General features: G+C 56.2%; 17 protein-coding genes. 7 read left to right on the plus strand and 10 right to left on the minus strand.

Annotated elements, in window-relative coordinates; genetic code table 11:
• Position 1: 1 nt before the first annotated feature.
• On the plus strand, positions 2–343 hold the full coding sequence (locus tag ACZA91_RS02805) for a hydrogenase maturation nickel metallochaperone HypA/HybF (RefSeq protein ID WP_099533379.1): 342 nt from the start codon (positions 2–4) through the stop codon (positions 341–343).
• Positions 334–1347, plus strand: coding sequence for a hydrogenase nickel incorporation protein HypB (hypB, locus tag ACZA91_RS02810; protein ID WP_463184566.1), 1014 nt, complete (start codon positions 334–336; stop codon positions 1345–1347). The genes ACZA91_RS02805 and hypB overlap by 10 nt, the downstream gene beginning before the upstream one ends.
• On the opposite strand, the gene lipB is transcribed toward hypB, so the two are convergent.
• Positions 1344–2072 carry a lipoyl(octanoyl) transferase LipB gene (lipB, locus tag ACZA91_RS02815; protein WP_463184567.1) on the minus strand — a complete coding sequence of 243 codons (729 nt, stop codon included), beginning with the start codon at positions 2070–2072 and terminating at the stop codon, positions 1344–1346. The genes hypB and lipB overlap by 4 nt on opposite strands.
• 191 nt (positions 2073–2263) lie before the next feature.
• Between lipB and hpf the strand changes: the two genes are divergently transcribed.
• Positions 2264–2863 (plus strand): ribosome hibernation-promoting factor, HPF/YfiA family, encoded by a 600-nt coding sequence (gene hpf / locus ACZA91_RS02820; RefSeq protein WP_099533382.1) that lies wholly within the window; start codon positions 2264–2266, stop codon positions 2861–2863.
• A gap of 264 nt (positions 2864–3127) precedes the next feature.
• On the opposite strand, the gene ACZA91_RS02825 is transcribed toward hpf, so the two are convergent.
• On the minus strand, positions 3128–3646 hold the full coding sequence (locus ACZA91_RS02825) for a DUF3122 domain-containing protein (RefSeq protein WP_158234440.1): 519 nt from the start codon (positions 3644–3646) through the stop codon (positions 3128–3130).
• 45 nt (positions 3647–3691) lie between these two features.
• Here ACZA91_RS02825 and ACZA91_RS02830 point away from each other — a divergent pair, with 45 nt between their 5' ends.
• Together ACZA91_RS02830 and ACZA91_RS02835 are read left to right on the plus strand one after the other, a co-directional pair.
• Positions 3692–3982, plus strand: a complete 291-nt coding sequence (locus ACZA91_RS02830) for a hypothetical protein (RefSeq protein WP_463184570.1) — start codon at positions 3692–3694, stop codon at positions 3980–3982.
• Between the two features lie 136 nt (positions 3983–4118).
• The gene (locus ACZA91_RS02835; RefSeq protein ID WP_099533384.1) at positions 4119–4718 is read left to right on the plus strand and encodes a LexA family protein; all 600 of its coding nucleotides are present in this window, start codon (positions 4119–4121) and stop codon (positions 4716–4718) included.
• A gap of 28 nt (positions 4719–4746) precedes the next feature.
• On the opposite strand, the gene ACZA91_RS02840 is transcribed toward ACZA91_RS02835, so the two are convergent.
• From ACZA91_RS02840 to chlG, 3 genes are all read right to left on the minus strand, one after another.
• Complete coding sequence (locus ACZA91_RS02840; RefSeq protein ID WP_099533385.1) at positions 4747–5388, minus strand: molybdenum cofactor guanylyltransferase; 642 nt, start codon at positions 5386–5388, stop codon at positions 4747–4749.
• Between the two features lie 75 nt (positions 5389–5463).
• Positions 5464–5724, minus strand: a complete 261-nt coding sequence (locus ACZA91_RS02845; RefSeq protein WP_463184573.1) for a CRR7 family NDH-1 assembly protein — start codon at positions 5722–5724, stop codon at positions 5464–5466.
• A gap of 148 nt (positions 5725–5872) precedes the next feature.
• A complete protein-coding gene (chlG, locus tag ACZA91_RS02850) occupies positions 5873–6874 on the minus strand; it encodes a chlorophyll synthase ChlG (RefSeq protein WP_190353940.1) in 1002 nt (333 codons plus the stop codon).
• Positions 6875–7329: 455 nt separating this feature from the next.
• Between chlG and ACZA91_RS02855 the strand changes: the two genes are divergently transcribed.
• Complete coding sequence (locus ACZA91_RS02855) at positions 7330–7539, plus strand: hypothetical protein (RefSeq protein ID WP_190531441.1); 210 nt, start codon at positions 7330–7332, stop codon at positions 7537–7539.
• 566 nt (positions 7540–8105) lie between these two features.
• Here the strand turns inward: ACZA91_RS02855 and ACZA91_RS02860 are convergent.
• From ACZA91_RS02860 to ACZA91_RS02880, 5 genes are all read right to left on the minus strand, one after another.
• Positions 8106–8687 (minus strand): Uma2 family endonuclease, encoded by a 582-nt coding sequence (locus tag ACZA91_RS02860; RefSeq protein ID WP_463184575.1) that lies wholly within the window; start codon positions 8685–8687, stop codon positions 8106–8108.
• A gap of 67 nt (positions 8688–8754) precedes the next feature.
• On the minus strand, positions 8755–9861 hold the full coding sequence (locus tag ACZA91_RS02865; protein WP_463184576.1) for a Get3/ArsA fold putative tail anchor-mediating ATPase NosAFP: 1107 nt from the start codon (positions 9859–9861) through the stop codon (positions 8755–8757).
• Between the two features lie 61 nt (positions 9862–9922).
• The gene (locus tag ACZA91_RS02870; RefSeq protein WP_463184578.1) at positions 9923–10375 is read right to left on the minus strand and encodes a hypothetical protein; all 453 of its coding nucleotides are present in this window, start codon (positions 10373–10375) and stop codon (positions 9923–9925) included.
• 328 nt (positions 10376–10703) lie between these two features.
• Entirely contained in the window at positions 10704–10907 is a 204-nt protein-coding gene (gene petP, locus ACZA91_RS02875; protein ID WP_099533394.1) for a cytochrome b6f subunit PetP, read from the minus strand.
• Positions 10908–11014: 107 nt separating this feature from the next.
• Positions 11015–11554, minus strand: a complete 540-nt coding sequence (locus ACZA91_RS02880; protein ID WP_099533395.1) for a phosphate-starvation-inducible PsiE family protein — start codon at positions 11552–11554, stop codon at positions 11015–11017.
• A 186-nt stretch (positions 11555–11740) separates the two neighbouring features.
• Here ACZA91_RS02880 and hisF point away from each other — a divergent pair, with 186 nt between their 5' ends.
• On the plus strand, positions 11741–12541 hold the full coding sequence (hisF, locus tag ACZA91_RS02885; RefSeq protein ID WP_463184581.1) for an imidazole glycerol phosphate synthase subunit HisF: 801 nt from the start codon (positions 11741–11743) through the stop codon (positions 12539–12541).
• The last annotated feature ends 3 nt before the right edge of the window (positions 12542–12544 follow it).

Here is a 12544-nt window from a genome sequence, read left to right on the forward strand (position 1 = left end):
AATGCACGAACTAGGCATTACTCAGGAACTGGTGCGGTTGGCGCTGGCCCAGGCCCAAGGGGCCCCCATCCGCCGACTGGGTTTGGCCGTGGGGGCCCTGTCGGGCATTTCCACGGAGGCGATCGCCTTTTGTTTTGGCCCCTGCGCCATGGGCACGGCCCTGGAGGGGGCGGAGTTAGACATCACAATCGTGCCTGGCCGGGCCCGCTGCCACCATTGCGGCCGAGATTTCCCCCTGGATGATGTGGTGGGAATTTGCCCCCATTGCAACAGCTTGGATTGGGCGATCGAGGCGGGCCAAGACTTGATTTTAAAAACCTTGGAGATCATCCCATGTGCGTAACCTGCGGTTGTGATGAGGGAGCATCGGTCACGATCACCAACCTATCCCACAGTGAGCGACCCCAAAGTAACCTGTCCCAAAATAAGCTGACCCAATCCGAGGCGATCGATCCCGCCTTGGGCCACTCCCCGATCGGCTCCGATTGGCACAGTCACCAACATCCCGATGGTTCAGTGGTGGTGCATCGCCACGGGCCCGAAGCAGCCAGCCCCAGCCATGACCATCACCACCATTCCCATCCTCACCATCACGACCATCCCCAGGCCGGTTTGGATCATCACCTAGCCGATCGCCCCTCTCTGACGGCAACGGATCCGGTCACCCAAACCCTGGACCTCGAAGCGCGGCTGCTAGACAAAAACAACCAACTGGCCGCCGCCAACCGCCAATGGTTCCAAACCCAGGGCATTTGGGCCCTGAACCTGATGAGCGGGCCCGGGGCCGGCAAAACAACGCTGCTGGTGAAAACCCTGACGGATTTGGCCGATCGAGTCTCCTTCGCCGTCATTGAGGGGGATCAGGCCACCTTGAATGATGCGGAGCGGGTGCGGGCCACCGGTTGCCCCGTGGTTCAGGTCAACACGGGCACGGGTTGCCATCTAGACGCGGCCATGGTGCAAGGAGGTTGCCAGCAACTGCAACCGCCACCGGGCAGCATTTTGGCGATCGAGAATGTGGGCAACCTGGTTTGTCCTGCGCTGTTTGACTTGGGAGAAGCGTCCCGGGTCGGGATTTTTTCGGTCACTGAGGGTGAAGATAAACCCCTGAAGTACCCACACTTGTTTCGGGCCTGCGATTTGGTGCTGCTGAGCAAAATCGATTTGCTGCCCTACTTGCCCTTTGACCTAGACCGGGCGATCGCCGCCGTGAAGCAGGTGAACCCCAAGGCGCGAATTTTGCCCCTCTCGTCTCTGACCGGCGAAGGGTTGGCCGACTGGTACGACTGGCTTTTGGCTCAGCGCGATCGAGCCTGTCCTCTGGCCACCGCCGATTTGGTTCCCTAGGGCAACATCAACGCGCCCGCCGGTCGGTGGTTTGGGGGGCAGGGTTCCAAGCGCAGGCCAAACACCGCCGCAAACTGTTCTGCCACCACCGATCGCACCTGGGCCACCGTCAGGCCAGGTACAAAATCCGCCAATCGGCCCACGGGGCGATCAGCAATTCCACAGGGCACAATTTCCCGAAAGCCCGCCAGCTCACAATCCACATTCAGAGCAAAGCCGTGCAGGGTCACCCAACGGCTGACCTGAATCCCGATCGCCGCCACCTTGCACCCCTCTAGCCACACCCCCGTCAGACCCGGCAGCCGTTCCGCACCCAAGCCCCAAGTCCCGATCGCCCGAATCAACACCTCTTCCAACTGGCGCAGATACCAATGGAGATCCGGTTGGTGGCGGCGCAAATTCAAAATCGGATAGCCGACCAACTGCCCAGGGCAATGGTGGGTCACCTCACCCCCGCGCTCAATGGGCACTAACGGCACGGGATGGATTGCGGGGTCAAACCGCACAAAGGCGCGATCGGCCCCACGCCCCAGGGTATAAACCGGCGGATGTTCCAACAGCATTAACCCATCGGGCAGTGTCGGATCCGCGATTCGATCGGCCTGCCACTGGCGCTGCCAACCCCAAGCCACTTCGTAAGCTGTGGTTTGCAAATTCAGTTGCCAACAGGGGGCGATCGGCCCGGCAGCTTCCCCATTGGTTTCAGTAGCAGCATCACAAACCATAAACTCTAGCCGAATGCCCTAACCATAAAGATTGAGAATTGCCAAGGGGAGTTTGGTGATGGTTTGTGGGGAATCACTGAAGAAAAGGTCAAGAATCATCAACAGATGCAAAAGATTTTAAAGGAAATTCTTCCCCCGATCCCAAAGTGCTACGTTGAAAGTATCACCCATCTCGAAGGGGAGGAAGCTCTATGAAGCTTGTCATCCAGGGTAAAAACATCGAGATTACCGATGCACTGCGTGACTATGTTCAGCAAAAAATTGAAAAGGCCGTCAGCCATTTTCAACACTTAACTCTTGAAGTGGATGTGCACCTGTCGGTAGCTCGCAACCCCCGGATTGATTCTAACCAAACGGCTGAGGTGACCATTTACGCGAACCGCACAGTTGTTCGAGCTGAAGAAAGCAGCGAGAACCTGTATGCCAGCATTGACATGGTTGCTGACAAAATTGCCCGTCAACTTCGCAAGTATAAGGAAAAACATCAAGAACGTCGCCGCGAGCCGGTGAAGACCGCAGAAGTGCTGGGCGAAATGCCGGTCGGAACCATTATTCCGCCCCGAGAACCCGAGTTGCCGGCGGATGTGGTGCGGACGAAATACTTTGAAATGGCCCCGATGACGATCGCGGAGGCCTTGGAGCAACTGGAGCTGGTTGATCACGATTTCTTCATGTTCTGCAACTCAGAAACGGGTGAAATCAACGTGATTTATGAACGGAACCATGGCGGTTACGGCGTGATTCAACCCCGCAAGGCCCAACGCTTTGCCGAGAACTCTTCTGCCGCTTAGAGGTTGCTTGAAAAGCATCTGGAAGCGCTCGCTAAATACCGTAGCCATTAGGGACAAGGGGCTTAAGCCCCTTGTTGTTGTAGATCGAGCAAGCTGCCTACCAAATCTAGCTTTTTAAACACCCGCTGAGGCTGAATTAGCAAACTGAAGATTACTCATGAAGGAGTAATTGATTCAGCAGCAATGTGTTGAACGATCCTTGGACAATTCAGACTTGTGACTAGGGTCTGTTGAATATCCTATGCCACCACAATTTTGACTGCCTCAAGCCTTGGGACATCCTGACTTTTGAAGCATTTTCCACTCTTGTAAAACAAAAGGCGGTACGGGAATTTCTGCCTGATCAGCATCACCGACGGGGATGGTTAATCGCAAAATGCCTAATTGATTTAACCGACCTGCGACGGAATCAAATTCATATTCTCCGGTGTTGAGGGCTAATGAATCGATCGGGAACTGATCCGCAAGCTGGGCAACGGCCCCTGTGGAATTGGTGACGATTAAAGATCGATCGCGATTGACCCGCAAACTGGGAAACCCAACCACCCGCAACCGAAATCCTGTTGTGGGTGGTTGTCCGTTGGCCGCTTCGCCAAACAACACCAATTGCCAACTACGATCGCGCTGATCTCGCAGGGATTGCAACGATCGACACAAGACCCGATCGCCCGGAAGGGGATAGGGATGCAGGCTTGCCATCGCGGGTTCCGGCATCAGCCCCCAACCCCAAAGCACAACCGCCAACAGCAACCCCAAGGCCTTGCCTAACGCAGGCCAACCCATCCACCAGTCGAGCAATTGGGGCGATCGAACGCTTCCTTTGTCTGTTTGGATATTTTGACTCTTTTGGTGATGCATAATGCTTTCCCAAATTCTCATAATTCTTCTCAATTCTGTGGAGTAACTCTTTCGGGCGATCGTGCTAGTCTAAATTCGTGTACTGCAATCAATGCGTTGATAGCAATTCAGCAACCCCAGCAAAGAAATCCAGGTCAAGAAATCCAAGCCAGGAAATTCAAGCCAGAAAACCCAAGCCAAGATTTCAGCAACCTAAAATCAGCAGCGTCAAGTCAGCAAACGCCAAACCAGCAAACGCCAAACCAACTGGCTATCTGGTAAATGTTCGGGCAAGTTTTGGCCCTGGCGCTGAACCCGATGGGGGCAGCAAAACCGCCAACAAACCCATGCCCCACCGCTGCTTTCTTAGCTTACCGATCATCTTCAAAATTCAGCATATTCAATCCAAGGAGTCACTATGACCGGTCGAGGCGGTCGCCGTCCGGGCGCGGGTCGTCCCAAAGGCACAGGTAAATATGGCGAACCCACCAAAGCGGTTCGACTGCCGATCAGTTTTGTCGATCGCCTGCCGGAACTCCTGGCTCAATGGCAGCTCGATCAATTGGAAACGGAGGCCATCGCCGATGGCCGGCTCCAACGCATTGAAGACCACCCCACGCCACCCCTGCGCCTCTATGAAATGCCGGCGGCCGCTGGGTTACACGCCTTTGCACCCCAAGAGGACACGGAACCCGACGCGATCGACCTGAACACCTATCTCAGTCGGCATCCCAGCGAGTCTTTTTTGGTGCGGGTCACGGGAGATTCCATGATCGGCATTGGCATCTATCCCGATGACATGCTGGTGATTGATGCCTCTGAGGCGGATAACGCCCAGACGGGACAAATCGTACTGGCGTTGGTGGATGACAAGGTAACGGTCAAGCGGCTGCAAGTGCTGGATGGTCGCATTTTTCTGCATTCCGAAAATCCGATCTATGCCCCTTTGCAAATCACCGAAGGGATGGTGTTTAAGATTTTGGGGATTGTGGCCAGCGCCATTCACCAATTCCGCTAACTGTTGATTAACCCAGAGCAATCTGAGCCTAGTCTTCTGAGACCGGGGCCCGGTGACGCAAAAAATCTTGCAGATCCTGAGGGCTGTTGCAGTTGCGCAAGGTAGCCGCCTCCAGCGTCGTCAGCGGTAGATAAATGGCTCGCTGTTCCGTCGCCAGTTGGTCTAACCAGGCCTGAAACGATCGCCCGCCTTGATCAATAAAAGTCCGCAGTTGGGGCGCGATCGCGGGTCGATATAGCCCACACAGGGGTTCCCAACCGCGATCGGTGCGTGGAACCAGCGCCACTTGCTTGGAACTGAGGGCGTGGCGGCGATCGAGCCAGGAACGACAAACGGGCCCATCCAAACAGGGCAAATCGCAAGCCAGCAGCCACACCCAGTTAATGTCGGTTAGGTCTCGGGCCGCGCGATCGAGCAACTCTGAAAAAGCCAACAGCGGCCCCCGATCGGCCGCCGACTCCCGCCACCAATCCACCGGCAAGGCAGCCGTGGCGGGATGGGTTTGGTAGCGTTCCGGCCAGGGCGAAAAAATAATTGGTCGGCGTTCCGTCACCGAAATGGCCACCTCACAAACCCGATGGAGCATGGGCTGTCCGTTCCAAGGCAGCAACACCTTGTCGCGCCCCATTCGGCGACTTTGACCACCTGCCAAGATTGCTGCCTGAATCATGAGTGCTTATCCACCTGCGGGCCATGGTTCTCAGTGATGAGCACAATGCTCCCGGGCCATCCCTGAGTCTCCAATTTACTTTGCCAGGCGGACGGCATACCACTGCAAGAATCGATCGGGGCCCAAGTCCAGCTCGCAGGCTTCTTCAATGAGCGATCGCACCTGCGCTTCCGTGGTGGTCAACCGTTGCAAGTCACGCGGCAGGCGATCGCCCAAGGATTCCACCACGCCAGTCAGTTTTTCGCGCAACTCCTCCACGGACAAAATCACCTCGGGCTGATTGGTTTCCAGCACGACAAAATATTCATTTTCTTGATACAGCATTGCATCAGCCATCGATCGCTTCTCCTGCTCGAAAAAACCGTTTTTACCGTCCCAAAATGCAAAGGGCGCACGGCGGTGCGCCCCTACCAATCATCCCAAAACTCTTGGGGCAAGGGGCTTAAGCCCCTTGCCTGGTGCTGGATTGGATTGGTGATCTGATCTAAATTCCAGCGTGACCCATGGCTAGGCCAGCCACCAACATTCCTAATACCAAAAAGGGCTGAGCACTGGCTTGATATTTCACATCATTCTTCAGCGGATCGCGCAGGAAATACATATCCTGGAACACGATTTGCGGAATGATCAACAGACCCAAAATCGAGGCGTACAAATTCTCATGCAGGCTGACCAAATAGCCCGCAATGCCGATTTGGAACGTGTCGATCATGGCCACACAAATCCAAGCAGCCGTGCCAATGCCGAACATCACAGGCAGGGATTTCAGACCCAAGGTGCGATCGCCCTCCACGCTCTTGAAGTCATTAACGATCGCGATGCCCAAGCCCGCCAAACTATAGATCAGCGTCACCACCGCCACCGTCGGCGTGAGCGTGCCAAACAGCGCTTGGCCCGCCCACCAAGGCAAGGCGATATAGCTTGCGCCGAGGGCGTAGTTACCGAGCCAGCCGTTTTGCTTCAGCTTTAGGGGCGGTGCGGAATAGATATAGGAGACGATCGAACCGCCGATCGCTAAGGCCGTGATGATTGGGAATTCGTGACCCGACCAGCGATCGAGGATGTAGGCCACGCCGATGCCCCCGAACAGCAACACCAAAATTTGCGTCACCACCTGCGGAATCGAAATTGCGCCGGAGGGAATCGGGCGATAGGGTTCGTTGATCGCGTCAATTTCCCGATCGTAGTAGTCGTTGATCGTTTGGGTGTAGCCCGTCAGCAACGGCCCCGACATCAACATACAAAGCGCCGATTTCAGGAAATTCTCCAGCGTCCATTCATAATGCCCCGAGGAAGCCGCCCCGCAGACCACGCCCCAAATCAGGGGAATCCAGGTGATCGGCTTCATCAATTGCAGGCGAATTTTCCAAATATTGGTTTCCCCGCTGGCGGCTCCCTTCATCCCCAGCATTTGCCGGGTCTTGGAGCCGCTGTCTTCGGCGGGGGTGGGCGTTTCGATCGCCTCGGTGTTGGGTTCGGTGGTCATGGTTCGATCGATGGGTTGGATCTTGCTTGTCGTTGGGAGCCATGGTATCGCGTCTGCTCTCCCACTCAACCCGCCGTCAGCGTGGAATTAAAGAGCAAGACTGCCGATTGTTGCCACACAAACTGCGCCCAATTCCTATTAATACTAGTTGCGCTAGAACGGAGGAGCGTCTGATTTGGTGTTGTAATCGGACGTAATTCTTCACGCAATTTGGATTGGATGAGATCGATCGCCCTATGGCCGAACCTCCCCCACCATCTTCTTCAGAGTCATCACCCAATGACTCCTCTAATCCCTTGTCAACTCACCGTGAACTGCCATCCCTTGCTGACAGCATGGCAGCACAGACCCAGCCTAAGCACCTGTCACCGACGCGATCGCCCCCGAAAGCGACAGCCTCTCCCGCTGGTATTGCGGCTCCCCCACCAGAGCAGAAACCAACCGCTCCATGGGTCATGTTTTTGGTGCGCTTTTTAGCAGGGGCACTCTTTGGGCCGCTTTTAGCCATTACCTTGGGCGTTGTTGGCGGTGCAACAACCGGCAGCAGTTTGCTCACAATTATGCTCGTGTCCGGCAGCATCATCGGCTTAATGTCGGCAATTGGCGGAAAGAGCTTTTGGATGTTCCTATCACGTTGTTTGCGGGTCATCTTTTTCATGCGCTGATCACCCTTCGAGATCACCATGCTGTTTTCTTACAAAAACAACAAACAAGTAGGGGCGTACCGCTGTACGCCCTCCGCCAGGGTCTCTCGTAGATTTCGCTTATCGGAGGGCGCATGGCGATGCGCCCCTACGGGAATCGATCGGGTTTGTCCGTTTCGCTGCTGTTTGTTGGCTGAGCGATCGGGGGCATTTCAGCCCAACAGAGCCGTAATTTGACCCAGCAAGCCGTTGATCGCACTCGATAGGCTGGGAAGAATTTGGGATATGGCTTTAAAAAAGCCAATCGATTTGTCGGCGGCTTCTTTATCGCAGAAAAATCGTAGGGTGCATGGGAGCAAGGCCCAATGGTCACGAAACGCTGCATTTGTTCTCCCATGCACCGAAAATCGATCGTCACCCAACCGATCGGGGATCGTTAGAAATGCGACATGGGTGGCGGTGCATGGGAGATGAATGGGGATTGTTATGGCCTGCCAAGCGTTCTCCCATGCACCCTACGGGCGTTTCGTAAGGGAAAGGGGATGCCGCTAGTATAAGCAACCCACTCAATGCCCGTCTCTAGTGGGTTAGACCCGCTCCGTTGACGCAGCACCGGCCAGCCAGCCAAAGAGCCGATCGCCCGTCAAATTGAGATCCAAATCCGGCAGCACCGGCAACCGATCGCCCCCGGCCAACTCCACCGGAGCGCGATCGGGCAAAAACGCCACCACCACCCGATCGCGCGGCAACACCAACCATCCCAACTGGCTGCCATGGGCTAGACAATGGGTGAGATCCCGAATCACACGGGTTTCGCCCTGGGCTGGCGACAAAATCTCGATCGCCCAAGCCGGGGCAAACTCAATCCCTTCAGCAATCACCATTCCTTGGGAGTCGATCGGCAACTCAGCGGTTTTCAGCACCGACAAATTCGGCACGATCGACCGATCGCCAAAGGTACAACGCAACTCCGGCAACGCTTCCCAACCGGAGGCGATCGCATTAATCGCCACCGCCAACCGAATTTGCAGCCGACTATGTTGAACTCCGGGCATAGGTTTTTGGTGGGCTAGGCGATCGTGAAATTCCCAAGCGGGCGATTCGTCAATCTCCGTTCGCCGCAAAAAGTCCGCCAGGGTCAACGCAGGGGTGATGGTTGGCAGCGTCATGGCCACATTGCCTCCAGAGGGTCAGCCGATCCCATTGTCTTGCACGATCGAGGGGTGGGGGCTGAGCTTAAAAGGAAATGATCAAGTAGCGATCGCTGAACTTTGCCCCCTTCACCGATCGCCCGGCCAGGGCTGGCGGCAAGAAGATATTGCGGCGCTGTTCGCCCGCTTCGATCGTCACTTCCGGCCCCGATTGAGTCAGGTGGATTTGTTCCTTGGTGAAGCCCGGCAGGAACAGCTTCACCTGTTGGGTGGCTAAGTCGATTTCGATCGGGCGGGGAGCCTGCTGGGCCAAGGTGGCAAAATCCGGCATCAATGGGATCAGCGCATCCCAACTCGGGGTGGTGGTTTGCTCGGGAATCGCCGTCACACTCAGAGGATTGAAAGCCGAGCCGATCGCTCCTGGATCACTCGATCGATTCAAAAACAACCCGCCCACGGTTAAGCCCGCCTGTTGCGCACTGCCCCACAAGTATTGAGCCAAGGCCTGCGAAACCGGATCGCCATTGGCCACCAACCAGCCCGCCACTCGACGCGGATCGGCCAGCAAGTTTCGTCCCCGATCGAGCAAGTCTTGAAACTCACCCAAGGGGCCTTCCCACGGCGTGCTAGACATACCGCCACTGCTCAACACCGCCATGGAAATCGGCTGCACAAAGGGCGAAATCGCCTTGGCAAAGTCCGACTCGGCCACCACCTTTTGGAAGCGGCGCACATACCAGGACAAAACCTCCGGTGCGCCGATGGTTAGCAGGGTGGCTCGATCGCTGTTGCCGTCATAGACGATCGCGTCGTAATTGCCCGACGCTTCATATTGCCGCAGGGCATTCAGGGTCAGCGCCCGATCCATCCCCGGCAACACGGCCAGTTCTTCACCATAGACATTGCGGAAAAAGGGTTGGCGCAAATATTCCGACTCTAGGCGCTTAATTTCATCCCAGCCCCGCTCCAGCAGGGTGGTGGCGGCCGGTTGCACGGCCCAAAGGTTGGAGCCGATCGCCTGGGGATCCGAGCCGATCGCCCCCGTTCCTAACATCATGCCCAGGGTGGGCCCGGCATCTTGCCCAAACAGCAGCACCCGCTTGCCTTGGTTGGCCAGGGCCATCGCCGCCGCGATCGCCAGGGTCGATCGCCCCGATCCCCCTTTTCCCAACAGCGTCAGCGTGAAAGCCACGATCGCACTCCTCTAGCGTTGTCGCCCCCCATTGTGCCAACGATTGCCGACCGGCGTGTATTTACTGGCGCATCTCGCCCAAAATTTCGATCACCCGTTGAATTTCTGTTTTTAGGCCGGTGACATCTGTTTTCAGAGCGGTGATGTCGCCTTGCATCTGATCCATGCGGGCAAAGCTAGCGGCTTGGAGTTGATCGATGCGGGCAAAGGTTTGGTCAAATAAGCCCAGGAACGTATCGGTGCGATCGTCTACGATCTGCTCCAATTGGGTGATCCGGTTATTTAACCCTTCCATGGCCTGTTGCAGACCGTTGATCGCCAAGCGTAATTCCCCGATCGCCTGTGTGTTGTTGGCGATCGCCTGCGTATTCGCGGCCGTCAGTTCGGCGAGGTGGCTAAACCGCTGATTCCAATCAAAGGACTGTTGCGTGGTGACGCTGGCCAGGGTAGTGACGTTGATCGTCAGTTGCTGGAGCTGGGCTTCGAGGGTGTTGAGGCGAGTTTCGGTGGTCATGGGGCGATCGGGGTGAGGTCGCTACCCACAGCCTAGCAAGTTCTTGTGGGGCGGTGCGGGGGCGATCGCTCTCCAGCTAGTAGGTTGGGTTGAGCTTTGCGAAACCCAACTCAATCACGGCAAGCCTTACTGCTGTTGGGTTTCGTGCCTCAACCCAACCTACGAGATGATCGTTGATCAGCCCATCGTGATTCAGAGGGGTTTCATTTGTGCAAGAGATCTAAATGAATGAAGCCTGTCACGCCACTACTAGCGCTGGCCAATAATTTGTCTCAAATAAAAACGCCAGCGGAACAACTCCCACTGGCGTAATTTATTCACTCGTTGCTTAGACCGCTTCGAGTTCGTCTTCAAAAAACCAAGTTGCCAAACCACCCGTAAACTCAACGACAACGCCGATGCCGCTGCCGTCAACCATTTTGTATTCCTTAACCGTACCGACCGGATTTTGTTTAATTTTTTCAACCATCGCGGTGGACATGCGATCGCGAATCCGGCGCACTTTGACGCGCTGACCTAGCTCAATCACCACTGGAACCGTCTCTAGTAAACTGAATCCACAGCTAATAAGACTACTGCATTTTGACCCGATCGCCGCGATCGATGGGGTGGCGAGATCGCGAGTTAGGGGCTTTTGGCCTAATCCACCAGATCCCCATTGGCGACATGGCGATAGCGCTCCATGATCCGCTTTTCGGGGTCAATGCCCTCAAAGGTGGGCGGCAACCAAACCCGGGCCAACAGAATCAGGGTCAAAACCAACAGAAATACGCCCGTGGCCAAGAGTTGCTGCCAGGGCACTTCCAACACCCCCCGCACGATCGACTCCCGGAGCACGGAAACGATCGCCACTTCCACGGCCACCCCGATCGACACGCGCTGTTCTTGCAGGTAAATGATCAGCAGCCGGAACATTTCCACCAAAATCAGCACCGATAGGATATCCGCCGTAATCAGGTGAAAGTTTGGGGGTTCCAGCAGGGAGATGAAAATGACGCGCAGTTGCACCACCATCACGCCAAATAGCCCCAGGCAAAGGGACACGGCGATCGCGTCTTGCACCCGTTCCAACATCCAGACCAAGCGCGATCGAAACCCGCCGGTTTCCGTGGGCCGATCGCTGGCGGTCAACAACTGGACGGGGGGCAATCGACGGGAGGGGGCTGAGGACAGGTTCATGACGATTTCTCCAGCTTGCTGCGGGCTGTTCTTATTTTGATTATGGGAATCTTATAAATCAACCTCTGATTTATTTGTATTATTTATATTGACGCATCTGCTCAGACCACCGGGGCCAAGGTTCATCGCGATCGCGTAGTTTGATCTGTGGCTATTCACGGCTGTCCACCTTCCCTCCTCCGCCCTATGCTCGCTAAACGGATCGTTCCCTGCCTCGATGTCAAAGCCGGTCGCGTCGTTAAGGGCGTGAACTTCGTGAATCTGCAAGACGCGGGCGATCCGGTGGAGCTGGCCAGGGCCTACGATCGCGCCGGGGCCGATGAGCTGGTGTTTTTGGACATCACGGCCACCCACGAAGATCGCGGGATTATTTTTGATGTGGTCTATGAAACCGCCGAGCAGGTGTTCATTCCCCTGACCGTGGGCGGCGGCATCAGTGACTTAGAAACGATTAAAAAACTGTTACGAGCCGGAGCCGACAAAATTAGCATCAACTCTTCGGCGGTGCGGGATCCGGACTTGATCGATCGCGCCAGTGCCCGGTTTGGCAATCAATGCATTGTGGTGGCGATCGATGCCCGCCGCCGCCCCGGAACCGGCGAAAATGGTGTGCCCAGCGCCTGGGATGTGTATGTGCGCGGCGGCCGGGAAAATACGGGCTTGGATGCGATCGCCTGGGCCGAAGAGGTGGTGCGGCGCGGCGCAGGGGAATTGCTAGTAACCAGCATGGACGCAGACGGAACCCAGGCGGGCTATGACCTGGAGCTGACCCGGACGATCGCCGATCGCGTGGCTGTGCCGGTAATTGCCTCCGGGGGCGCGGGCAACTGCCAACATATCCGCGCAGCCCTGACCGAAGGCAAGGCCGAAGCCGCCCTGCTCGCTTCCTTGTTACATTACGGTCAACTCAGCATTGACGAGATTAAGACCGATTTGCAGCAAGCGGGCTTGCCAGTGCGTCACACTGGGGCGATCGCAACTCTGTAGAAA

It is taken from the genome of Limnothrix sp. CMB-01 (genome assembly GCF_055193175.1).

Excerpts from the sequence above, each read along its gene's own strand:
- hypB (WP_463184566.1), top strand. The coding sequence starts at position 334 with ATGTGCGTAACCTGCGGTTGTGATGAGGGAGCATCGGTCACGATCACC.
- ACZA91_RS02880 (WP_099533395.1), bottom strand. The coding sequence starts at position 11,554 with ATGAACCTGTCCTCAGCCCCCTCCCGTCGATTGCCCCCCGTCCAGTTG.
- hpf (WP_099533382.1), top strand. The coding sequence starts at position 2,264 with ATGAAGCTTGTCATCCAGGGTAAAAACATCGAGATTACCGATGCACTG.
- ACZA91_RS02870 (WP_463184578.1), bottom strand. The coding sequence starts at position 10,375 with ATGACCACCGAAACTCGCCTCAACACCCTCGAAGCCCAGCTCCAGCAA.
- ACZA91_RS02825 (WP_158234440.1), bottom strand. The coding sequence starts at position 3,646 with ATGGGTTGGCCTGCGTTAGGCAAGGCCTTGGGGTTGCTGTTGGCGGTT.
- ACZA91_RS02805 (WP_099533379.1), top strand. The coding sequence starts at position 2 with ATGCACGAACTAGGCATTACTCAGGAACTGGTGCGGTTGGCGCTGGCC.
- ACZA91_RS02855 (WP_190531441.1), top strand. The coding sequence starts at position 7,330 with ATGTTTTTGGTGCGCTTTTTAGCAGGGGCACTCTTTGGGCCGCTTTTA.
- ACZA91_RS02845 (WP_463184573.1), bottom strand. The coding sequence starts at position 5,724 with ATGGCTGATGCAATGCTGTATCAAGAAAATGAATATTTTGTCGTGCTG.
- ACZA91_RS02835 (WP_099533384.1), top strand. The coding sequence starts at position 4,119 with ATGACCGGTCGAGGCGGTCGCCGTCCGGGCGCGGGTCGTCCCAAAGGC.
- chlG (WP_190353940.1), bottom strand. The coding sequence starts at position 6,874 with ATGACCACCGAACCCAACACCGAGGCGATCGAAACGCCCACCCCCGCC.
- ACZA91_RS02860 (WP_463184575.1), bottom strand. The coding sequence starts at position 8,687 with ATGACGCTGCCAACCATCACCCCTGCGTTGACCCTGGCGGACTTTTTG.
- hisF (WP_463184581.1), top strand. The coding sequence starts at position 11,741 with ATGCTCGCTAAACGGATCGTTCCCTGCCTCGATGTCAAAGCCGGTCGC.
- lipB (WP_463184567.1), bottom strand. The coding sequence starts at position 2,072 with ATGGTTTGTGATGCTGCTACTGAAACCAATGGGGAAGCTGCCGGGCCG.
- ACZA91_RS02840 (WP_099533385.1), bottom strand. The coding sequence starts at position 5,388 with ATGATTCAGGCAGCAATCTTGGCAGGTGGTCAAAGTCGCCGAATGGGG.